The organism is Chitinophaga sp. CF418, assembly GCF_900142925.1.
Classification (GTDB): Bacteria; Bacteroidota; Bacteroidia; order Chitinophagales; family Chitinophagaceae; genus Chitinophaga.
In genome coordinates this window covers 253,050-275,456 of record NZ_FRCN01000010.1, presented here as the reverse complement: position 1 = coordinate 275,456, position 22,407 = coordinate 253,050, and the positions used below count along the sequence as shown (strand labels likewise).

Here is a 22,407-nt window from a genome sequence, read left to right as displayed (position 1 = left end):
AATAAACTTTCAATATGAGGCAACTTAAAATTGCCACCCAGATCACAAACCGTGATTCGCAGGCGGTAGAAAAATACCTGCAGGAGATTTCAAAGATCCCTTTGTTAACACCTGAGGAAGAGACCGTTTTGGCGCAGCGCATTAAGATGGGTGACCAAAAGGCTCTTGAACGTTTAACTACAGGAAACCTTCGTTTCGTAGTATCAGTAGCAAAGCAATATCAGCACCAGGGGCTTAGCCTCAGCGACCTCATTAACGAGGGCAATCTCGGGTTGATCAAGGCTGCGCAAAGATTCGATGAAACGAAAGGGTTCAAATTCATTTCTTATGCTGTTTGGTGGATTCGTCAATCCATACTGCAGGCTTTAGCAGAACAGGGCCGTCTGGTTCGTCTGCCGCAAAATAAAATCGGCACTTACAATAAAGCTAATAAAGCCTACATGGCATTTGAACAGGAGAATGAAAGAGAACCATCAACTGAGGAGTTAGCAGAGATCCTGGAAATGTCTGAATCAGAGATCAATAACATTTTCCAAAGCAATACCCGTCACATGTCACTGGATGCTCCGGTACACGAAGCAGAAGATGTGGCTATGGGCGACCTGCTGGAAGGTGGAGATATTACTGATGATGATGTAATGCGTGATTCACTGCGTGAAGAGATCCGCCGTGTACTGAAATCGCTCAGTCCACGTGAAGCGGAAATCGTAAACGCATACTTTGGTCTGGATGGAGAGAACGGAGCTACGATCGAACAGATTGGTCAGAAGTACGATCTTACAAAAGAAAGAATTCGTCAAATCAAAGAACGCGCCATCAAAAGGCTGCAAAAAGCCCGCTACAGCGGAGCACTGAAATCTTACCTGGGTTAATTCCGCAGGAAGAGTTCAAGCGAAGAGATAGGCAATGACAGTTGCCATTCAAATCATAGATCTATACTATTCTTATAGACGCACCGGCTGTATATTTTATAGCCGGTGTTTTTTATTTTATGGGGAAATGTATTTTTGCATGCCGCATGGCCACGCTAAATTCTAAGTTGTCATGTGCGCATTCAGGATACAGGAATTCATAAACGATCATTATAATATTACATAGTAAGCATGGAAACTAACCAACAGGAACATGTACATTTATTGATTATAGGTTCCGGACCGGCAGGTTATACTGCCGCTATATATGCCGCCAGAGCGAATCTTAAACCTGTATTGTACCAGGGTATTCAGCCGGGAGGACAGCTAACCATCACAACAGAGGTAGAAAACTATCCGGGTTATCCCGAAGGGATCCAGGGACCGGAAATGATGGTAGATTTCGAAAAACAGGCAACCCGCATGGGAGCGGACATCCGTTTTGGCCTGGCCACTTCCGTGGATTTCAGCAGCAAACCATATAAGGTAACGATCGACGAATCGAAAGTAATGACCGCAGATGCTGTGATCATTGCTACAGGCGCTTCCGCCAAATGGCTGGGAATGCCTTCCGAACAACGTCTGAACGGTAGCGGTGTTTCTGCCTGCGCTGTTTGCGACGGATTCTTCTTCCGTGGTAAAGAAGTGGCTATCGTAGGTGCAGGTGATACTGCCGCCGAAGAAGCGCTCTACCTGTCTAAAATGTGTACTAACGTACATATGATCGTACGTCGCCATGAAATGCGTGCATCTAAGGTCATGCAGGACCGCGTACTGAAAACTTCCAATATCATGGTTTACTGGAATACAGAAACACAGGAGGTACTGGGAGAAAATAAGGTAGAAGCGGTAAGACTGCTGAATACTGTCAAGAATGAGGAAACAACCGTACCTGTCAGTGCTTTCTTCGTAGCGATCGGTCATCAGCCCAATTCAGATATCTTCAAAAACTACCTGGACCTGGATGAGCAGGGATATATCAAAACTGTACCCGGTACTTCCCGTACCAACCTGGAAGGCGTATTTGCCTGCGGCGACGTACAGGATAAGATCTACCGTCAGGCAGTAACTGCTGCCGGCAGCGGATGTATGGCTGCACTGGACGCAGAAAGATATTTATCTGCATTAGAACACCAGTAATCAAATAATTAATAAATGATCAGGAATGAATGGCGGTATCTTTCCGGTTTTCATTCCTGATTTTTAATTTAGACCTGTATGCTTACCATTGGCGTAGAACAAGCACATTTTCATGCTTTCCACGGTTTATACCCGGAAGAACGTATTATTGGAAATGATTTTATTGTAGATGTGTATGTGACCATTCCCGGGACTCACCACATTGACAATATTTCCGAAACGGTTAACTATCAGGGACTTTATAATATCGTAAAGAAGGTCATGGCCGTTCCCCAGCCTCTGTTGGAACAGGTGGTTTATAATATGAGCGACGCCATTAAGAATAAGTATCCCGAAATCCAGCGATCGGTTGTTTCCCTACGTAAAATGAACCCTCCCATGGGCGCTTCCATCCGTAATTCGGTGGTTACGCTCGAAAAGAACTACTAAAAAAAGAGCTCCCCAGCCCCCTGCTTTTTACAGATTCACTGTTTTCCGGTATAAATTATCTGTCGATAAAGCATTAAATTTAGTTATTATAATATGTGTAAACTTCTGCCCTATGTTTATTAAGGTATTTGCATCTGCTGCTTTATTCCTTGTATCTGCTGTTTCCTTCGCCCAGACTGCCGATGAGATGGTTGACCAGGCCAGACAGCTGGAAAAACAAATGAAAGACGCTGCCGCGCTTTCTTTATATAAAGACGCCCTGAAAGTACAGGCTGACAATATTGCTGCCCTGACAGGCGCCAGTGAGTTGTGCTCACGTGAGGGATTCCGTACGACGGACAAGGAAGAAAAAAGCCGTATCTATACCGAGGCGAAAAGTTATGCAGAACAGGCGCTGAAGCTGGCGCCGGAAAATGCGGACGCCAATTATGTAATGGCAGTAGCCATCGGCCGTATAGCCCTGGCATCAGGAGCCAAAGAAAAGGTCGCCGCTTCCAAGGAAGTGAAAAGATATGCGGAACTGGCTATCAAGTTCAATCCCAAATATGCAAAGGCTTATCATGTGCTCGGTAAATGGAATTATGAAGTAGCGAATATGAATACCCTGGAAAAAGCCGCTGCCAAAATGCTGTTTGGCGGTATGCCGGAAGCCACATTACAGGACGCCATTGCTAACTATGAGAAATGCCGTAAGATGGACCCTTCGTTCCTGCCCAATTATCTCGAACTGGCCAAAGCCTATAAAGAGAACGATGAACTGGAAAAGTGTATTGAAGTATTGCGCAAAGCGGTAACATTACGCCCTATTTACCAGGACGATCTCAATATCAAATCATCTTGTAAAAAGATGCTGGAAGATCTTGAATAGATTATCAGATCGATTTCGCCTTCCATTTCCCGCTTTTCAGATACCAGGCGCTCAATCCAAAAATGATGGTCCAGTAGATGAAATCTGCCAGCCAGGCGATATGCAATGGGCTGCGCCAGCGTTCCACTACAATACTGCAATATAACAGGTACCCGATCACAGCGGCTAATTCTATTCCCAGGTTGATCCGGGTATTGCCGGTGCCGGTCACCCCACTCAGCGCTACGCCGGAAATGGCCATGAGCAGGGTGCTCAGTGTAATGATCCTCACAGAAGGAATGGCCTCACGGATCAGGACTATGTCGGTTGTATAGATCTGCAGGATAGTGGATGGAAACAGATTAACCAGTATACACACGATAAAAGCACACAGCAGGCTCATACCAGCGATCTTGCGGATAGCCCTGAATACCTGTTCCTCTTTCCCCTGACCGATCACATTGCTGACCATCGTGTTGCAGGTGGCGCTCAAGGCCCAGGTGAATACACCAAAGAATCCGAAGATGCTTCTCAGCATATTGGAAATGGCCAGAGGCCTTTCTCCCAGGTGTTCGATGAAAATGAAGAACACGAACCAGCTGCCAATGCTGAACAGGAACTGGACAATCAGCGGGGCGGATATGGAAAGGATACTGCGAAAGATTGGCCAGGAAGGTTTCAGGTGGTCAAACAGGTAGAAACGTTTGTGAAATCCTCTTCCGAAAAGAATACTATAGGCCACCAGCATACCCGTACTTTCTGCAATTACGGAGGCATAGGCGGCTCCGTTCAGCCCCAGGGCGGGGAGGCCGAATTTACCAAAGATCAGCACATAATCACAAAAGATATTGACTATTTCCTGGCAAAGTGATGTGACAGCCAATACTTTAGAGTTGCCGCTGCCGATATAAAAGGCGTTGGCCATACTCAGCATCATGAGAAAAGGCAGTCCCCAGATCCGGATACGGATGAAAGACAGGGCTGCCTCATATATCTGTTGGTTATGAAGACTGTGGGCAAAGAACCAGGGCGCCAGCAACAGGGTAATGGCAATCACAAGAAAAGAAGAAAGCAATCCGAGTTCCAGTCCGTTGGAGAATAACTGCCCGATACCCCTGGTGTTCAATTGTCCGGCACGGCGGGCTATCAGCACCTGCAGACCGTTATTCAGGCCATAGGCTACCATGTACATCACCAGGTAATAGATACCGGCAATGCCGTTGGCCGCCAGTTCGAACTCTCCCAGGCGACCCAGGAAAGCGGTATTTGTCATGTGATTTATCTGTGGAATAATGAGTGCCAGGCATATAGGAGCGGCTATTTTTATAATCTGCCGGGTAGTTACTTCAAATTGCATAGGAGCAAAAGTCACGTTTTTTGGTTATTATTGTGCCATATCTAATGTATTACTAATGTCTGTGACGTACAATATTCATCCTGCCTTTGCAGCTGATGATACTTCTCTGCTTGAAACTGATCTTACCTCCTGCCAACTGCTGGTGCTAATTGGAAAGGGAACGTTCAGTTATGTGGTATATAATCCGGCCATTAAAAAGTTTCTGGCCCTGAAGTCTTACCACTTCCTGCCGCAGAAGACCGCCACGGCAGACCTGCAGATGATCGAACAGATATTCGATGCCGACAAGTTGTTATTTACCAACTTTAACCTGGTACAGCTGGCTTTTGACGGGGTGAACAATACGTTGGTACCGGAACAGCATTACAATCCAGCTTTAAAGAAAGATTACCTGCATGTCATCTATCCTGAACAAACGCAGGAACTGGTGCTGGCAGACGTGCTGACAGACCAGCAACTGGTGAACATCTATGCCGTTGACAAGGATGTAATGGGATACCTGAGAAAAGAGTTTTCTACTGATAAAGTGATCCACGCCAATACCGGACTACTGAAATCATACCGTTTTGATAGTGATTTTCTGGAGCTGAACGGGGTAGCCTATGTGGATATCCAGCAGCATAAATTCTCGTTGACCATATTCCGGTTCGGAAAATTGCTGATACAGCAGGACGTAACCAGCCAGACAGGTCTGGATGTGGTATATCACCTGGTGAACATCCTGCGTCAGACAGGCCTGGATGAGCAGCTGGTGAAAGTGAAAGTGGGAGGGGCGGTAACATCCGATTCACAGATCCATGAAGAATTACGCCGCTTCATTCCCAAACTGGAATGGATGCCGCGCCTGCCGGGTTTTGGTTATATTCCCAAGATGGAAGAGATTCCCGGCTATTATTTTAATAACCTTTATGCAATGGCATTATGCGTATAATCGGGGGAGAAAAGGGAGGATTGAGGTTCCAGCCGCCGGCAAATATGCCGCATACCCGGCCTACTACCGATATTGCAAAAGGTGGGCTGTTTAACATCCTGGAGAATAACCTGGACTTTCCTTCACTGAAGACCCTGGATATTTTCGGAGGAACAGGCAGCATCAGCTACGAACTGGCATCAAGGGGCGTAACCGATCTGACCATTGTGGAGAAAGATCCTGAGATGGCCGATTACATCAAGAAAACCGCCAAAATACTTGAGGTGCCATTGAAGCTGCAGCGTATGGACGTGTTCAAATACCTGGAGCAGTGCACTGAAAAGTTCAATTTTATATTTGCGGGACCTCCATATGCCCTGACTACAATAGATCAGTTGCCGCTGATCATTTTTGAAAAGCAGTTGCTGGAGCCCGAGGGTTGGTTTGTGCTGGAACATACTCCCCGCAATAACTATAAAAATTACTCTTACTACCGTACGGAGCGTAATTATGGTACCACCATCTTTTCGATCTTTATAAATAGAGAGGAGCTGAAAAAATAAACTGGCATGAAACGTATTTGTTTATTCCCCGGTACATTCGATCCGATCACGCTGGGGCATACTGATGTTATAGACCGTTCGCTGGACCTTTTCGATGAAATAGTGGTAGGGATAGGAGTCAATTCAGCCAAAACGCCTATGTTTTCCCTGGAGCAACGAATGCAATGGATCCGGGATATTTACAGTCATACGCCCAAAGTAAAGGTGATCTCCTACGAGGGGCTGACTATCAAAAGCTGTAAGGAGATCGGCGCTCAGTTTATATTAAGGGGTATACGCAGTATAGGTGATTTTGAATATGAGAAAGCGATCGCCGATGTAAACCGTATGATGGACAGTAGTATTGAGACTATTTTCCTGAGCTGTTCGCCCCGTTATTCAACATTGGCTTCCTCACTGGTGCGGGATGTACTGAAATACGGGGGCGATGCCTCCCAGTTATTACCCGAAAATATTATCAGGGAGTTAAAAAAAGCGTGACATTCGCAGAATCCATTCTTAACCTTTAATAGCGTCATCGCACATGAAACCAATCTGGCACTCTCTGGATGTTTCCCTGGACCAATTGAATGAAATCGGAGCAAATACCATGGCAAGTTTTCTTGGTATGGAGTTTACAGAGATTGGTCCTGATTATCTGCGGATGATCATGCCTGTCAATGGCAGGACTAAGCAGCCGTATGGACTTCTGCACGGAGGCGCGTCTGCCGCCCTGGCGGAAACGGTGGGTAGTGTGGCGTCTTCATTGATTATTGATCATAAGAAACAGATCTGCGTAGGGTTGGATATCAATGCAAATCATATTAAAGGCGTTTCGGAGGGGTATGTACATGCTATAGCCAGGCCATTGCATATCGGGTCAACCACCCATGTATGGGATATCCGTATCTGTGATGATGATAATAAACTGGTGTGTATCAGTCGCTTAACGGTGGCGATAAGAGATAAAAAGGCTTAATGCCGGATGCCTGTATGGACATATAGCATTAAGCCCTGCGGCATCAGACAGCGTAACCTTCTTTTTCAAATACATCTACAATATTCTGGTAAGAGAATTTGAGATACTTACCCAGATGTTCCGGTTTGATCCACTGAATATCAATAATATCTTCTTCTATCTGCGGAACGGTCAGTTCTGTACCGGTAAACTTCATTTTGTACCAGTAAGTATGTTTCAGGGTCTTTTTTTCCCGCGTGGTATAGAAATGGAAAGTTTCCCCAATCTTGTGTTCCAGCTCGATGGTGTGCAAGCCTGTTTCTTCTGCTACTTCTCTGACAGCAGCGATCTCCAGGGTTTCTCCTTTTTCCCGTTTGCCTTTGGGCAGGTCCCACTTGCCACGGCGGAACATCAGTAATACTTCCTCTTCCCGGTTGGTGATCAGGCCGCCGGCCGCTACCAGTACCCGGAAATAGCCTTTTACGGTTTCAACCAACGCGGCTGTATCCGGGTGGATAAAAATCGCGGCTTCTGATTTTTCAGTTTCTAAAGCCTGTAATACCGATTCTATAGTAGCCGCATCCGGCTCTGTGTATAATGGTGCGTCTGTGTACTTTGCAGGAATGCCCTGGTGAGTGGCCGTAATGACCAGCGGACGCTCGTTGAGATAAATGACTGTATCTTTTTGCATGGAGCAAAAATAATCTGTAATTAAGTATTTTTGCTACCTATGAGTAAGATCAGCGAAAAACAGATAGCAGAAAAGCTATTACAGATACAGGCGGTAAAGTTGCGGCCGTCAGAACCGTTTACATGGGCATCCGGCTGGAAGTCGCCTATCTATTGCGACAACCGTAAGATTTTGTCTTATCCCTATGTGCGGGATTATGTAAAATCCGAGTTGTGCAATGTGGTATTTGAAACATTTGCAGATGCGGCGGTGCTGGCAGGCGTAGCTACGGGAGGTATTCCCCTGGGTGCACTGGTAGCTGACCAGCTGAAGCTGCCTTTTATATATGTAAGAGCGAAGGCGAAAGAGCATGGCATGGGTAACCTGATAGAAGGGGTATTACAGCCGGGACAGCCTGTTGTGGTAGTGGAAGACCTGATCTCCACCGGGAAGAGCAGCCTGGAAGCTGTGAATGCGATCCGTGCGGCAGGAGGGGAAGTGATCGGAATGGTTTCCATTTTTAACTACGGGTTTGATGTGGCGGTAAAAGCATTTGAAGCTGCGAAAGTGCCTTACTATTCTTTGAGCAATTACAGCGCATTGATTGAGCTGGCGGTGGAGAAAGGATTGGTATCAGCAGACGAGCAGGCTACCCTGGAGGCCTGGAGGAACGCTCCTGACAAATGGAACGCAGCGCCTGCGGTATAGTACCGTTCTTACCAAAACGTGTTTCAGTTAACAAGTATTTACTATATTAGGATCGTAAAAAGTAACTTATGCGTATCGTTAAACTTGTAATGGTATTATTATTTGCGGGTATCGGCGTAACCATGGGCCAGGCAAAAAAAGGCACATTGGTAACTGCCAAGATTAGCACCCCGACAGTGCAGTGCGAACAATGTAAAAATCGCATAGAAAGATACCTTTCCAGAGAAGAGGGTGTACAGACCTCTAAGGTGGATTTCAAAAAAGGTATTACTACCGTGAAATTTTTCAGTGATCGTACCAATATAGAAAACGTAAAGACGGCTATTGCCAATGCGGGGTATGACGCAGACAATGTAACTGCAAACGAAGAAGCTTATGCTAAGTTGCCTACCTGCTGTAAAAAGCCGGAAGATGGTGGCGGAGAAAACAAGAAGCACTAAACTTACTTCAAAGTGTATTAAAAGGAAAAGGCCTCGATTGCTTAGCAACGAGGCCTTTTTTAGTTTTTACACGGTTATGATCAGAAAAACTTGAGTGGCTGTTTTGTTTCACATTTTATGGGAAACGGCAGATAAACTCCTCCTTTACCTACTTTACAATTTCCCGTTGCCTTAATGGTTACCTCTTTATTCATGAGGGCGCCTAAAGCATTCTTAAAGACATTTTCCATGTTCACCTCCAGTTTTACCGGGAAATAAAAAGTATCTCTTGCCGGGATGGCGATCATGGTATCCTGAACGGAGTGTCCGACCGGGGTATCGTCAAAGAAAAGATCGAAGGAAGCATCCTTCAGTTTCAGTTTAAAATTGTTAGGATTATAGTAAGCCAGGGTCAGCCGTACGATACTTTTGGAGAAGCCAAGGTTGTCAAAATTGATTCCGGCTACTCTGACAAATTCCAGATCTTTTGCCTTTTCGCATGAACTAACTACGCCCCAAATTGTCATAATTAATATACCCAGTCTGAAAAATTTCATGACAAATTTTTATCAAACCTACGGCAAACTGAATAGATCGCCAAGGGGCGGACTGGGAATTAGGAAAGTTTTAACGGCCTCAAAACCACCACTTAACATTTTACTTCAAGTGAAAAAAAGGGTAAAAATGAACTGAAATGCTACTAAATAGTTTAGTAAATTTGCGGGCATCTGAATTTTTACTTTAAATGCTTCATTGCTAATAGGGATAGCATATTTATAATTTTTCTATGAATTGTTTATCAGGAAATTAAATCTGCTTATCAGTTAATTAAAGGTAAACTTTTCAACTGCTTGAAACATATATTTTTAGCTCTAAAACACCAATTTTTGACGATATGGCAGCTGAGACAAATAAGAAGACATTACTTATTGAATCACAATATTTTCCGAACATTTCCTTTTATAAAACTTTAATTAACCACGATATATTATTGATAGAAAGATATGAACACTATCAGAAGGTTAGTTTTCGTAACCGGTGTTATATAGCCGGACCGAACGGAAGTATACTTTTGAGTGTTCCCCTGGCCCGCGGGAAGAATCAGAGAACTGTCATGAAGGATGTCAGGATCAGTAATGATGAAAGATGGCAGGCCCTGCACTGGAAGACGCTTGTGTCTGCTTACCGCCGTTCTCCCTGGTTTGAATATTATGAGGATGAGCTGGGCAGGCTCTTTACCAAAGAGGTATCTTACCTGTTAGATTGGAACCTGATGTGTCTGGAATGGGCTAATAAAATAATAGGTGTTACGTCCCCTATCACCTTTACGGATGAGTATCATAAAGTATATGAGGCCGGTAAGGGTATTACTGATGCAAGGGATATCCTGCAACCGACGCAAAAGCAGGTAGACGAAGATACAGTACGCTATACCCAGGTCTTTCAGGAAAGGGCTGGTTTCCTTCCGGATATGAGTATTCTGGACCTGATTTTCTGTGAAGGAAAGCGAAGTATAGAGCTGCTTAGATAATATAAAAATAACATATGTATTTAGCATCAATCGCTTGATATGTAACGTTTTAGCATAATATCTAACCATTTAAAAAAAATTGAAAGTTTTTGCCCGGCCAATTGGACAAAATATTTAGCTTTGCAACCAATTTTGCTGGGTTTCGAACTGACGTAGGTGTGTAAACCAGGAGTTTTCCAGCGAGGGTTGTGATTGCTTTTTACTAATCCTTAAAATGTTTCATAGGTTTAAATGAACAGCACCTACACAGATCTCGTTAACCAAACCTTCGAGTTTCCGCAGGAAGGATTTGATGTACAGGATAGCTACCTGGAGTTTAATGGGGTCAATATCAAGGCTTTAATCGACAAGTACGGGACACCTTTCAAGCTGACTTATTTGCCAAAGATTGGAATGCAGATAAATAAGGCAAAGAAAATGTTCCAGGATGCAATTAAGAAGAATAGGTACGATGGGAACTACTACTATTGTTATTGCACCAAAAGCTCGCATTTCTCCTTTATAATGGAGGAAACGCTGAAGCATAATATACATATCGAGACTTCTTTCGCATACGACATTGATATTATTACCAAGTTATATGAGAGGAAGAAGATCAACAAGGACACTTTCGTGATTTGTAATGGTTACAAGACCAAACCATATACAAAAGCGATTGCCCGTCTGATCAACTCCGGATTCCGTAATGTGATCCCTGTGCTGGATAACAAAGAGGAGCTGGAAGACTATCAGAAATTCATCCGTTCAAAGGATAAGGTGAAACTGGGGCTGCGTATTGCGGCAGAAGAAGAACCAACCTTTGACTTTTATACGTCCAGATTAGGTATCCGTTCCCGCGATGTGCTGGAGTTCTATGTGGATAAATTGAAGGGGAATGAAAAATTTGAGCTGAAAATGCTGCATTTTTTCATGAACAAGGGTATTAAGGACGATATCTATTACTGGAGCCAGTTTAACCGCGTGTTGAACCTGTATTGCCAGTTAAAGAAAATCTGTCCTGAGTTGGATAGTATTAATATAGGTGGCGGATTCCCGATCAAACATTCCCTGGGCTTCGATTACGATTACAACTACATTGTAAATGAGATTGTTGCCAATATTAAGAGTGTTTGTAAGAAGAACAAGGTGCCGGTACCTGATATCTATACTGAATTCGGTTCCTTTACTGTAGGAGAGAGTGGTGCTGTGATCTATAGTGTGGTAGGGGAAAAGATGCAGAACGACAGGGAAAACTGGTATATGATCGACAGTTCTTTCATTACCACTTTGCCGGATACCTGGGGAATAGGTGAGAAGTTCCTGATGCTCCCGATCAATAAATGGGATCAGGAATACCAGGAGGTCCACCTTGGAGGGCTGACTTGTGACGGTTATGACTTTTACACTTCTGAAGAACACATAAATGCTGTATTCCTGCCAAAGTTATCCGGAGAGGAGCCACTCTATATTGGCTTTTTCCATACCGGTGCTTACCAGGACCAGCTGAGCGGGTATGGCGGTATCAAACACTGTCTGATACCATCCCCCAAGCATGTGATCGTTGGATATGACAAAAACGGGCAGCTGAAAGACTGGCTGTATGCCAAGGAACAGACCGCCCAGAGTATGTTAAAGATTTTGGGTTATTAAAAAAATGGGTTAGTAATCCACTGACACACCCCGCGACTTCTCGCGGGGTTTTTCATTTTTATATCGTTCAGGTTGGCCCGCATAAAATAAAAAAAGCTCCCCTTATGCAGAAGAGCCATTTCAAGGCATAGGTTTACCATCAAAAGCATATAGGAAAATAAGACCAGGAAGGGATAAAAAGGTGTGGTGTATAGGGAGAAAGAGAATCAGTTGGTGTATAGGGAGAATAGGACCCTGTTTGTTTACATGACAAAGGTAAGGCGGTTCAGAAAGGTGGGAAATACCCGAAAGTTGTAATTTTTGTAAAAGTTCCTTACCATCATTACCAAGCCCTCACACGGAAGTGTATGCGCCGGACTTAGGCGTTAACTTTCCAGGTGCGGGCCATTGTCCAGGTAGTCTATGGCACTTTCACACTGTTTTTCAATTTCTATCAGGCAGGCTTCCAGCAATTCCTTGTTTCCATCAAGGTATTTGGATTTTCCTGAACGTGAAAGTCCTTTAAGAATAATGAATTGTTTTGTAAGGTGCTGGCTCAGCAAAGAGGAATGCTGCTTTTGTTTCTGCAGTGTACGCTCATGTTCTGACCTGAATATATTCCGGTAATGAGCGCCTAACACCCTGATAAGGAATATGATATAAAAACCCGCAAGCACGGGAGTAAAAATAAAACTCTGTTCCGGAGTGAAACCGGGCATCACGTAGGTCGTTATACTATTCACTTTCATCCAGGCCACCAGGCTCAGATAGCTGCAAAGTAGTCCGCCAAGTGCAAGTGTTGCTGCTATATTAGTGGTAATATAACAGAACAGGATACTCAGTACCCATATCATTGAGTATCGGAGAGACAGATCCTGGTTATTGAAAAATGAGCAAAGGGCTGGCATGATGAATGTCACAAAGGCTGCTATGATGCTCACCGTTTTGACCGGTACCCCGTTCCGGACCATTATAAGACAGCCCCCCAGGGAGATCACAAAGGCGACTATCAGTAACAGTTCCGTTGTATTATGTGTGTACAAGCCAATGAGGGATACTGGGATTAAAAGTAACAGGTGAAAGAACAGGTAATCAAATAATAACCTCGCATTGCATCGTTCCCTGGAATCAATACAAATATGTAAAGTATTGCCAATCACCGCATTCTCAGTGTTGCGGTAGATTTTAACTGCCAGTATATATATTTTTTTTAACAGTTGCGGCATAGCCCATATAGTTGTATGGCAAATTATCCTATAAAAACAGTTTCGTTCTTAAACGTTTGTGTGAATTATTTGGGAAATTCGTGCTAGTGGGGTAAAAATAAAAATCCCCTCCCGGTAAGGGAGGGGAATCACACTTATTCAACCTTTCTCTTATTCTACTACAATCACTTTAGCCGGGTCCTGCACATTTTCTTTCTTCGCTAACTGCAGTTTTAGAATACCATTTTCATATTTTGCCTGAATCTTTTCAGCATCCACCTGTTCATTCAGGGTAAAAGAGCGTTTGAATGAACGGACGTTGAACTCTCTGCGTAATTGTTTCTGGCTCTCATCTTTGCTTTCTGCCACTTTCTCTGCGCTAATAGTCAGGGTTTTGTTCTCCAGATTGATCTTAAAGTCTTCTTTGGATAATCCCGGAACCAGCAAGTCTACCTGGTAGGCGTCTTTAGTTTCTGTGATATTCACAGGGGGATAAGCGCCATAAAAGTCATTTGTGTGGAAGTCGTCTTTCCAGGCTTTGTTAAAACCAGCATTGTTAAAAATTTCTTCTACTAAACCGCCGAAGGATTTTACTGCAGGTGCCTGGTTGAATTTTACGAAAGTCATTGTTTATAAATTTTAGTGTTTGTTTTAAAAATTTGTTCGGGATGGTATATGCAAACGGAATACCATGGCATTAAATCTGCTATTTTGCTATAATATGGGAGTACGTACCGGACTTTTTGTCTCTTTTATGTTGTTTTTAATGACATTACGGCATATTCATTCATGTTTTTCTATTTATCAGCTTATGATTAACTTTGTGGAAACTATCGAACAAAAAAAATTGTAGTTATATGTATCCAGCAGAACTTGTACTGCCAATGAAGGCAGAATTGACAGATAATGGTTTTGAAGAATTGCTGTCACCGGAAAAAGTAGATGAGACTTTAAAGAAGGAAGGAACTACACTGGTAATGATCAATTCAGTTTGTGGTTGCTCTGCAGGTACTGCTCGTCCGGGTGTTTTATTAGCTGTAGCCCATAGCCAGAAGAAACCTGATAGACTAACGACCAGCTTCGCAGGATTTGATATGGCGGCTGTACAACAGATCCGTTCTCACCTGTTACCTTATCCTCCATCTTCACCTGCGATCGCTTTATTTAAAGATGGTCAGCTGGTGCACTTTATTGAGCGTCATATGATCGAAGGTCGTCCTGCGCAGATGATCGCAGCAAACCTGGTTGACGCTTTTGAGCAATACTGCTAAAAATTTATCCGGATCGTAATTCTTTTTTCTGTTGTTAATATATTGTTTACACAATAGAAAAAGGAATTATGATTTGGAATTTGTGATTTTTACAGCTTACTTTGGTGGTTTGATTTTCCATTTGACTAATTCGGCTTTGTTCATAGGAAAATTCAGATCACCAATTTTTTTTGGCTATGTATCCTAATTTATATTACGCGTTTCACGACCTTTTCGGTTTAGACATCCCTTTACTTAAACTTCTGCAGACATTCGGTTTTTTTGTTGCCGTTGCTTTTCTGGCGGCTGCTTATGTATTGACAAGTGAGCTGAAAAGAAGAGAGCAATTAGGCTGGCTTACAGGAGTACCTGAAAAAGTAATAACCGGTAAGCCGGTTAACATGACCGAAGTGTTGATCCATGGTTTGCTGGGCTTTGTTTTAGGATACAAGATATTGGGATTAGCCTCCGAATGGGCAGAAGCCTCCCAGGATCTCCAGTCATATATATTATCTTCCCGCGGAAATCTGCTGGGGGGAATTGCATTGGGTGGCTTTTTTGCTTATCTGAAATACAGATCTGCCAAGAAACAGGAGCTGCCAAAGCCGAAGGAAGAGACTATCACGATCATGCCTCATCAACGGGTGCCTGATTTTACAGTCATGGCGGCTGTTGCCGGTCTGCTGGGCGCCAAGATCTTTCATAACCTTGAGAACTGGGGCGATTTTGTGCAGGACCCGGTAGGAGCACTGTTGTCTTTTAGTGGTCTTACGTTTTACGGTGGACTTATCCTCGCGTCTATAGTTATTATACGTTATGCAGCTAAAAAAGGAATCAATATCTGGCACCTGATAGACAGTGCAGCTCCCGGACTTATGCTGGCTTATGGCGTTGGACGTATGGGATGCCACTTCTCCGGTGATGGTGACTGGGGCATCTATAACAGCAGTTATATCACGGATGCTGCTGGCAAGGTACAAGCAGTGGATCCTTCAAAATTCCAGGAAGTTGTAAAGGCGAATGAACAGTTTTTCACCAGGCAGTATGGAATGCTGGAGCACATACCTCATGCGCCATTTACTAAGCCCGGTGGCTTAAGTTTTCTACCGGACTGGTTCTTTGCCTATGGTTATCCTCATAACGTGATCAATGAAGGTGTACAGATGGCGGGTTGCACGGGTAAGTACTGTAGTGTACTGCCGATAGCCGTTTATCCCACTGCGCTGTATGAGATCATTGTTTGTCTCTTACTCTTTGTTGCTTTATGGAGCCTGCGCAAAAAGATCACCATTCCAGGTGTTATTTTTGGCATTTACCTGATAATGAATGGGGTAGAGCGTTTCTTCATCGAAAAGATCAGAGTAAACACGAAATATGACATCTTCGGATTTCGTCCTACCCAGGCTGAAATAATATCTTCTTTAATGATAATAGGTGGCGCCGCGTTAGTTTGGTATTGCCGTAAAATATATAAAGCAGCAAAACCAGTAGTCTGATCATGCAACGTCACCCAGTCCTGATACCGTTGTCACAAGAACACAAGCGTTTACTGTTCGTGTGCCGGTACCTCAAGAATGATGCAGCCGCATATGAAGGATTTCCGTTGGAAACCAATGCGAAGCTGGCTTATATTGTAAAAGTCTTCCAGGAAGTAATGGTCCCTCATATCCAGAAAGAAGAATATCTTTTTGAAGTATGCGCCGGCCGGCATCCCGAAATAGATGAAATAATAAAAGACCTGATACAGGAGCATCAGCAGATCTCCCGTATGTATAGCGCGCTCACTGAAAATACCGACCTGGTTTCCGCGATGGACGTGCTGGCCAGAAGCCTGGAAGCGCACATAAGGAAGGAAGAAAGGGTATTCTTTGAGAAATTGCAGACAGAACTCCCTGAAGTGCTGGAAGCTATTAGCTGGACCTGAGTCCAATAACCTTATAATTATCAAGGCATTGCTTTTTTAGGGGCAATGCTTTTTTTATTGCATCAACTTTGTAACGAAATTCATTCCCATCCGTCTTTATCAGGAATCTTCCTGTCACCTTTCTTGAACTTTTGCCAATCATCCCTACCAGGATACCGCTTGTGTAAAACTATGTACTATGCAATGCACAATACCTACCTTTACACTGTAGTTGTTTAAGAAAGGTTCTGTACTAAGAACGGTTCTATAACATCAAAGAATTGAAAAGAAGCTTATAATAAATTTAAATCATCCTTATATGAAATCGACTACTACATTGTTGGCCTCCGTTTTATTACTGTGCAGCATCAAAACCACCCAGGCACAGACCATTGAGACCGCCAGGATCTCTGGCCGCGTTACACAGACAGGGAATAAACCTGTTGAATTTGCCACCATTACCTTATTAAAAGCAAAAGATTCCTCCCTGGTGAAAGGGGCTATTGCCGACATCAGTGGTCAGTACGAATTCGAGCAGGTGAAACAGGGGAAGTACCTGATTGCGGCTGCTTATGTTGGTATGACAAAAGCTTTTAGCAAACCTTTTGAAATCAAGGGAAGCGCACCTGTGACAATAGAGACGCTTTCACTGGGAACAGATGCAAAAAATCTTAAAGAAGTGAATGTGACTGCCAAAAAGCCGTTTGTAGAGCAAAGGGCTGATAAAATGGTAGTGAATGTTGAAAGCAGCATTATCGGCGCTGGTGGTACGGCTATGGATGTACTGGAAAAGTCACCTGGCGTTACAATAGACAAAGATGATAATATCAACCTCAAAAATAAGAGTGGTGTCATTATCATGATTGATGGCAAACCCACTAACATGAGTTCCCAGGACGTTGCCCAGCTGCTGAAAAGTATGCCCAGTAGCAATATTGAGCAAATTGAACTGATCACCAATCCTTCCGCCAAATACGATGCAGCGGGCAACGCCGGGATCATCAACATTAAATTGAAGAAGAATAGGACAGTGGGTACCAATGGTAACGTGTCAATATCCGGCGCCTATGGCCTGACTCCCAAATGGGGCGGATCGCTGAACCTGAACCATCGCAATGAGAAATTCAATCTCTTCGGATCTTACAATTATAATCACCGGGAGAATGAACAACATCTTGGACTGCACCGTACCGGTACTACTGACGGACAGTACACCGTATTCGATCAGGAGAACATCCGGCACAGGAAATCAGATTACCATGCTGTTAAAATTGGTGGTGATTACTTTATCAGCAAGAATCATACAATCGGTGTGATGGTTGATGCAAGTACCTGGAATTCCAATGAACCGGCAAACGCCACCACCACAATAGGAGGCAGGGAAACAATTGATTCAGTATTGAAGACACGTACCTACTATGAAGGACACGCAAAAAGATGGGCGTACAACGTCAACTACAGGGCGATACTGGATACTACAGGCAAAGAATTGAATGTGGACCTGGATTACGGACGCAATACGGATAAGCGGAATACTAGTATTTACTCCACCATATGGGATGCAGCTGGTAAAAATTACATGCATGGTGATACTTCCCGTAATGATCAACCCAGCACGATCGATATTAAAACGATTAAAGCAGACTACGTACATCCGTTACGCCATCAGGCCAAATTTGAAGCTGGTTTTAAGCTGAGTTTTGTGAAGACAGATAATAATGCAAAATTTGATTCTCTGCGCGGTGGAAACTGGGTGTATGATAAGAACCGCTCTAACCATTTCCTTTATAAAGAGAACGTAAATGCAGCGTACATCAACTTCCAGAAACAGTTCAAAAAGGTAAATGTACAGTTAGGCTTACGCGCTGAACAAAGTAATGTGGAAGGCAATTCCCTTACTATCAATCAGGTGAATGATACCAGCTATTTTAATCTCTTCCCGAGTGTATTTGTTAGCTACGAAGCATCAAAGAATCATCAGCTGGGAATCTCTTACAGCCGCCGTTTACAGAGACCTGATTATGGAGATCTGAATCCGTTTGAGATTTACCTGGACAGATATACTATTGTGGCAGGTAATCCTTATCTGAAACCTTCTTACTCTAACAATATTGAGCTGACACATACATTTAAACATTTCCTGACTACTTCAGTTGGCTATACACATACCAAAGATAAGATCACGCAAATTATTGAAGCTGATAAGGATGTGATCACAGGAGATACACTGACGCTCCGTTATAAATACCTGAACGTTGCCAAGTCTGATATCGTAAACCTGAATGTTTCTTTCCCGGTGACCATCACCAAATGGTGGAGCAGCTTCACTTATCTGTCAGGATATTATAACAAGTTCCAGACTATGGTCGACAACCGCCTGGTAACTGTTTCCGGTGGCGGATTTATGGGACGTACACAACAGACTTTCACTTTACCTGCGGGTATCGGTGCTGAAGTAAGTGTTTTCTATCTCTCTCCCCAGGTTGCTGATGAAGGCCTGTTCAGGATGAAATCAATGGCTGCTGTTGATATGGGTGTATCCAAACAGATCATGCACAAAAAGGGAAGTATTAAATTCAATGTAAGTGACGTTTTTAATATGCAGCGCTTCCGCGGAAATTTTGAAAATGCAGGCCGTTACACTGGCGTATATAGCAAGTGGGAAAGCCAGCAGTTCAGACTCTCTTTCAACTACCGTTTCGGAAATACCAGTATAAAAGCTGCACGCACCCGTAAAACCGGTCTGGAAGATGAACAGAACCGTGTGAAGGACGGAAACTGATATGACCTGTTTTTAGGTATATATAAGGATGGAACGGGACGTGACCTATTCTTGGGTTGCGTCCTTTCTTGAATTAGTAAATGATTGAAATTTATATAGTTGTGATGTTTTGAATGTTTTTAACCCCCTGTTTCTTCAAAAATATTCCCCTTTACGTGCAACCTTTTTTTGAAATAATGTCTTTATTATGCAAGCATCAGCCAACAACTTGAACAATACAACCATAACAGACCACCTGGTATCCCGGTGTAAAAAGGGAGATATGCACGCATTCCGTGAGCTATACAACGCATATTCAGGTGCAATGTATAACATCTGTTTGCGTATGACAGGGAGTCCGGCGGATGCTGAAGATACTTTGCAGGATGCTTTTATGCAGATATTCAGGAACATTGAGCGCCTGGAAAATGCCGGGAGTGTGACAGCCTGGATCAAGCGGATAGTGGTAAATCACTGTCTGAGCCACCTGAGGAGAAAGAAGGTATACTTTGAAGAAGTGGACAATATAGACATAGAAGAAGATAACGCAATCGTAGACGAAGATAATTTTGCATGGACGGTAGCAGCGATAAAAGAGGCCATACATATTTTACCGCCTGGTTACCGTACCGTTTTGAACTTGTACATATTTGAAGAGTACTCACACAAAGAAATAGCGAACATGCTGGATATTTCTGAGTCAACAGTGAAAACACAGTACATGCGTGCAAAAGATAAAGTGAGACAGATAATAAAACAAAAAAACGTAATACGCTGATGCCAGAAAGTAGTTTTGAAGATTTTGTCAGGCAACACCGTCAGAATTTTGAAGAGGCCGGACCTCATCCGAGAGTCTGGGCGCAGTTAGAACAGCAACTTGCCCCGGGAAGAAAAAGGAAAGTAATACAACTGATGGGCCGTCACTGGCTAAAGGCTGCGGCCGTGCTGGTGCTGATGATAAATAGTGTCATGATCTATCAGTTCATTCAGATGAAGAAAGCACAGCATCTGACAAATGTTGCACCCGAAATGCAGGAAGCTAAAATGTATTACACTGCACAGATCGAACAGCGGTTGCAGACTATTAAAGGTTATCCTGATGCATTGCTGGGATTGGACAGCATGGCCCGTAAAGAGTTGGAACTACGCAATGATACGTATCAGGTACTCGAAGCGGAACTGATACAGAATCCGGGTAACGAAAGAATTAAGGCAGCAATGGTCCGCTACTATCAACTTAAACTGGACCTGCTGGATAAAATATTAGAAGAGCTGAGAGAAAAACAGCCCGTAAGCCAAAAGCAATCTGATTATGAAAGAGAAATTTAGTATTCTGTTATTTTTATTGCTACCTATACTTACCTACGGTAAAAAAGGCGATAGTGAATTCAAAAAAGTCATCGTAAAGGAATTCAGTACAAATCCTGCGACAACCCTTGGTATATCTAACAAGTATGGTAAGATCATTGTGCATACATGGCAGAAGAATGAAGTAAAGGCAACAATTACAATTACCGGCTTTGGTAAGAGTGTGGAAGAAGCTACTTCAATTGTCAATATGGTGGATATTTCCATGAACAACAGTGGGAACAATGCAAGCCTGCAGACTGTATACAATTCCTCATCTTCCGGGAACAGGTGGTTTTCCTGGGGTAATAAAAAGGACTCCAAAGATTATGTGAACATAGACTATGAATTATATGTTCCTGAAAGGCTGGCTAAACTCTCCCTGGAGAATAATTTCGGAGATGTCATCACTGATGTGCTGTCCTTTCCTACATCGATCAACATGAACTATTGTAATTACGATATTAAAGAGGCTGGAAAACCACTTGATATCAATATGAATTATTGTGATCGCGGCCGTATAGGAAAAGCAGAATCAATAAACATAAGAGCTAACTATTCCAATCTTAAAAGTGATGCTATTTCATCACTTGTGACAAGGTCAAACTATTGCGAATATACATTGGGTACAGTGAATAGTCTCAATACTTCCGGTAATTATGATGAATATACTGTAAACAAAGTGGGATCCTTTACCGGCAAGAACACTTATACTGATTTCCGTATCACAGAAGTACAGACAGAGATCAATGCAAAACTGGTATACGGTGATTTCTCTGCTAAAACATTAGGTACAGGATTCAAAAATGGTGAATTTCAGCTGACTTACACAGATGTGAAAGTGGGAATACCTCAGCGTTTGGGTCTGCACATAAAAGTTCAGCTTACACGAGGCGATGTGAGTACAGGAGAACTATCACTGAAAAACGTTATCAACATTAAGAAAAACTCGCAATTAACATATACGGCTTCTACTTCCAATGCTGATGACAGATCTCCATCCATCAGTATGAGTGGAGTGTACAGCGACATCGATTTGAAAGCCGTTGATAAATAAATTCCTTCGGTAAACCAAGTAAACTCTCACTGCTAAATCTCATTTATGAAAACGTTACGTCTTAGCTGGTTACTGCCAGTACTATTGCTCTTTTCCGTATTCACCTTTTCTGCATTCACCATTGGTAATAATGAAAAAGTGAGGGGGAGTGGAAATATTAAAGAAGAAGCTCGTTCAGAAGGACCTTTCAGAAGCATCAGCACTTCCGGTTCATACAATGTATATATCACACAAGGCGCTAAACATGATATAAAAATTGAAGCGGATGATAATCTGCTGCCTTTGATCATCACCAAGGTGAGCGGTAATGATCTTGAAATCTATACTAAAAAAGGATATGATATCAAGCCATCAAAGACCATCAATGTTTATGTAACACTGGACCAGCTGGAAGAGCTGTCTTCCAGCGGAAGCGGAGGTTTTTACAGTAAAGGCAAACTCAAAGGGGGTAATATGAAATTTTCTTTCAGTGGCTCTACAAATACTGAACTGGACCTGGATGCAAATGACCTGAAGGTGGAGGTTTCTGGCTCAAGTCATCTGAACCTTAAAGGAAATATTCCTGCCACCAGGTATGACATATCCGGTTCGGCTGATGTGGAAGCGCTGGATCTGCAGGCTGCTAACGCCAATGTCTCTATCTCTGGTTCCGGCAAGTTAGACCTCGCCGTTGAGAAAAAACTGGATCTCAGTGTGTCCGGAATGGGTAAGATCCGCTATAAGGGTTCTCCTGTTATTAATCAGTCTTCTTCCGGTATGGCGAAGATCTCCAAAATAGATTAAACGTAGTTGTTGGCTGCATACAACGCAGCCGGTTATCGGAAGGCATTCCGTTAACACACCCCGGGTATAGT

At 43.2% G+C, this 22,407-nt stretch carries 25 protein-coding genes; 20 read left to right on the top strand and 5 right to left on the bottom strand.

The window, feature by feature from the left end:
* Positions 1-14: 14 nt before the first annotated feature.
* The 4 genes from F3I09_RS22185 (at position 15) to F3I09_RS22170 (ending at position 3,348) form a co-directional block, all read left to right on the top strand.
* Positions 15-872, top strand: a complete 858-nt coding sequence (locus F3I09_RS22185; protein WP_012793808.1) for an RNA polymerase sigma factor RpoD/SigA — start codon at positions 15-17, stop codon at positions 870-872.
* A 231-nt stretch (positions 873-1,103) separates the two neighbouring features.
* Positions 1,104-2,051 (top strand): thioredoxin-disulfide reductase, encoded by a 948-nt coding sequence (gene trxB, locus F3I09_RS22180; RefSeq protein WP_149697239.1) that lies wholly within the window; start codon positions 1,104-1,106, stop codon positions 2,049-2,051.
* A gap of 78 nt (positions 2,052-2,129) precedes the next feature.
* Positions 2,130-2,480 (top strand): dihydroneopterin aldolase, encoded by a 351-nt coding sequence (locus tag F3I09_RS22175; RefSeq protein ID WP_149697238.1) that lies wholly within the window; start codon positions 2,130-2,132, stop codon positions 2,478-2,480.
* Positions 2,481-2,592: 112 nt separating this feature from the next.
* Complete coding sequence (locus tag F3I09_RS22170) at positions 2,593-3,348, top strand: hypothetical protein (protein WP_149697237.1); 756 nt, start codon at positions 2,593-2,595, stop codon at positions 3,346-3,348.
* Positions 3,349-3,352: 4 nt separating this feature from the next.
* On the opposite strand, the gene F3I09_RS22165 is transcribed toward F3I09_RS22170, so the two are convergent.
* Complete coding sequence (locus F3I09_RS22165) at positions 3,353-4,684, bottom strand: MATE family efflux transporter (RefSeq protein WP_149697236.1); 1,332 nt, start codon at positions 4,682-4,684, stop codon at positions 3,353-3,355.
* A 55-nt stretch (positions 4,685-4,739) separates the two neighbouring features.
* Here F3I09_RS22165 and F3I09_RS22160 point away from each other — a divergent pair, with 55 nt between their 5' ends.
* The 4 genes from F3I09_RS22160 to F3I09_RS22145 are packed head-to-tail and all read left to right on the top strand — an operon-like array spanning position 4,740 to position 7,115.
* On the top strand, positions 4,740-5,615 hold the full coding sequence (locus F3I09_RS22160) for a DUF3822 family protein (protein ID WP_188133912.1): 876 nt from the start codon (positions 4,740-4,742) through the stop codon (positions 5,613-5,615).
* On the top strand, positions 5,606-6,157 hold the full coding sequence (locus tag F3I09_RS22155) for an RsmD family RNA methyltransferase (protein WP_149697234.1): 552 nt from the start codon (positions 5,606-5,608) through the stop codon (positions 6,155-6,157). The genes F3I09_RS22160 and F3I09_RS22155 overlap by 10 nt, the downstream gene beginning before the upstream one ends.
* A 6-nt stretch (positions 6,158-6,163) precedes the next feature.
* Positions 6,164-6,637 carry a pantetheine-phosphate adenylyltransferase gene (gene coaD / locus F3I09_RS22150; RefSeq protein ID WP_149697233.1) on the top strand — a complete coding sequence of 158 codons (474 nt, stop codon included), beginning with the start codon at positions 6,164-6,166 and terminating at the stop codon, positions 6,635-6,637.
* A 43-nt stretch (positions 6,638-6,680) separates the two neighbouring features.
* Positions 6,681-7,115 (top strand): hotdog fold thioesterase, encoded by a 435-nt coding sequence (locus F3I09_RS22145; RefSeq protein WP_149697232.1) that lies wholly within the window; start codon positions 6,681-6,683, stop codon positions 7,113-7,115.
* 43 nt (positions 7,116-7,158) lie between these two features.
* On the opposite strand, the gene F3I09_RS22140 is transcribed toward F3I09_RS22145, so the two are convergent.
* Entirely contained in the window at positions 7,159-7,785 is a 627-nt protein-coding gene (locus F3I09_RS22140; RefSeq protein ID WP_149697231.1) for an NUDIX hydrolase, read from the bottom strand.
* Positions 7,786-7,824: 39 nt separating this feature from the next.
* On the opposite strand from F3I09_RS22140, the gene pyrE reads away from it, so the two are divergent.
* Both pyrE and F3I09_RS22130 read left to right on the top strand, forming a co-directional pair.
* Positions 7,825-8,472, top strand: a complete 648-nt coding sequence (pyrE, locus tag F3I09_RS22135; protein ID WP_149697230.1) for an orotate phosphoribosyltransferase — start codon at positions 7,825-7,827, stop codon at positions 8,470-8,472.
* A 68-nt stretch (positions 8,473-8,540) separates the two neighbouring features.
* Positions 8,541-8,912, top strand: coding sequence for a heavy-metal-associated domain-containing protein (locus F3I09_RS22130; protein WP_149697229.1), 372 nt, complete (start codon positions 8,541-8,543; stop codon positions 8,910-8,912).
* Positions 8,913-8,992: 80 nt separating this feature from the next.
* Here F3I09_RS22130 and F3I09_RS22125 read toward each other — a convergent pair whose 3' ends face one another.
* Positions 8,993-9,448 (bottom strand): LEA type 2 family protein, encoded by a 456-nt coding sequence (locus tag F3I09_RS22125; RefSeq protein ID WP_149697228.1) that lies wholly within the window; start codon positions 9,446-9,448, stop codon positions 8,993-8,995.
* Positions 9,449-9,786: 338 nt separating this feature from the next.
* On the opposite strand from F3I09_RS22125, the gene F3I09_RS22120 reads away from it, so the two are divergent.
* Together F3I09_RS22120 and F3I09_RS22115 are read left to right on the top strand one after the other, a co-directional pair.
* A complete protein-coding gene (locus F3I09_RS22120; RefSeq protein ID WP_149697227.1) occupies positions 9,787-10,422 on the top strand; it encodes a WbqC family protein in 636 nt (211 codons plus the stop codon).
* A gap of 231 nt (positions 10,423-10,653) precedes the next feature.
* Entirely contained in the window at positions 10,654-12,051 is a 1,398-nt protein-coding gene (locus tag F3I09_RS22115) for an arginine decarboxylase (RefSeq protein ID WP_149697226.1), read from the top strand.
* Positions 12,052-12,416: 365 nt separating this feature from the next.
* Here F3I09_RS22115 and F3I09_RS22110 read toward each other — a convergent pair whose 3' ends face one another.
* Entirely contained in the window at positions 12,417-13,256 is an 840-nt protein-coding gene (locus F3I09_RS22110; protein WP_149697225.1) for a hypothetical protein, read from the bottom strand.
* Positions 13,257-13,406: 150 nt separating this feature from the next.
* Positions 13,407-13,862, bottom strand: a complete 456-nt coding sequence (locus tag F3I09_RS22105; RefSeq protein WP_149697224.1) for an Hsp20/alpha crystallin family protein — start codon at positions 13,860-13,862, stop codon at positions 13,407-13,409.
* A gap of 230 nt (positions 13,863-14,092) precedes the next feature.
* On the opposite strand from F3I09_RS22105, the gene F3I09_RS22100 reads away from it, so the two are divergent.
* The 8 genes from F3I09_RS22100 to F3I09_RS22065 all read left to right on the top strand — a co-directional run bounded on the left by F3I09_RS22100 (position 14,093) and on the right by F3I09_RS22065 (position 22,336).
* On the top strand, positions 14,093-14,506 hold the full coding sequence (locus F3I09_RS22100; RefSeq protein ID WP_149697223.1) for a BrxA/BrxB family bacilliredoxin: 414 nt from the start codon (positions 14,093-14,095) through the stop codon (positions 14,504-14,506).
* Positions 14,507-14,682: 176 nt separating this feature from the next.
* Positions 14,683-15,981, top strand: coding sequence for a prolipoprotein diacylglyceryl transferase (locus F3I09_RS22095; RefSeq protein ID WP_149697222.1), 1,299 nt, complete (start codon positions 14,683-14,685; stop codon positions 15,979-15,981).
* Positions 15,982-15,983: 2 nt separating this feature from the next.
* Complete coding sequence (locus tag F3I09_RS22090; RefSeq protein WP_149697221.1) at positions 15,984-16,409, top strand: hemerythrin domain-containing protein; 426 nt, start codon at positions 15,984-15,986, stop codon at positions 16,407-16,409.
* 298 nt (positions 16,410-16,707) lie between these two features.
* Positions 16,708-19,170: a TonB-dependent receptor domain-containing protein gene (locus F3I09_RS22085; protein WP_149697220.1), complete on the top strand. Its 2,463-nt coding sequence runs from the start codon at positions 16,708-16,710 to the stop codon at positions 19,168-19,170.
* Positions 19,171-19,357: 187 nt separating this feature from the next.
* Complete coding sequence (locus tag F3I09_RS22080) at positions 19,358-19,927, top strand: RNA polymerase sigma factor (RefSeq protein WP_149697219.1); 570 nt, start codon at positions 19,358-19,360, stop codon at positions 19,925-19,927.
* Entirely contained in the window at positions 19,927-20,478 is a 552-nt protein-coding gene (locus tag F3I09_RS22075) for a hypothetical protein (RefSeq protein ID WP_149697218.1), read from the top strand. The genes F3I09_RS22080 and F3I09_RS22075 overlap by 1 nt, the downstream gene beginning before the upstream one ends.
* Entirely contained in the window at positions 20,462-21,553 is a 1,092-nt protein-coding gene (locus F3I09_RS22070; RefSeq protein ID WP_149697217.1) for a hypothetical protein, read from the top strand. The genes F3I09_RS22075 and F3I09_RS22070 overlap by 17 nt, the downstream gene beginning before the upstream one ends.
* A 45-nt stretch (positions 21,554-21,598) precedes the next feature.
* Entirely contained in the window at positions 21,599-22,336 is a 738-nt protein-coding gene (locus F3I09_RS22065; protein WP_149697216.1) for a head GIN domain-containing protein, read from the top strand.
* The last annotated feature ends 71 nt before the right edge of the window (positions 22,337-22,407 follow it).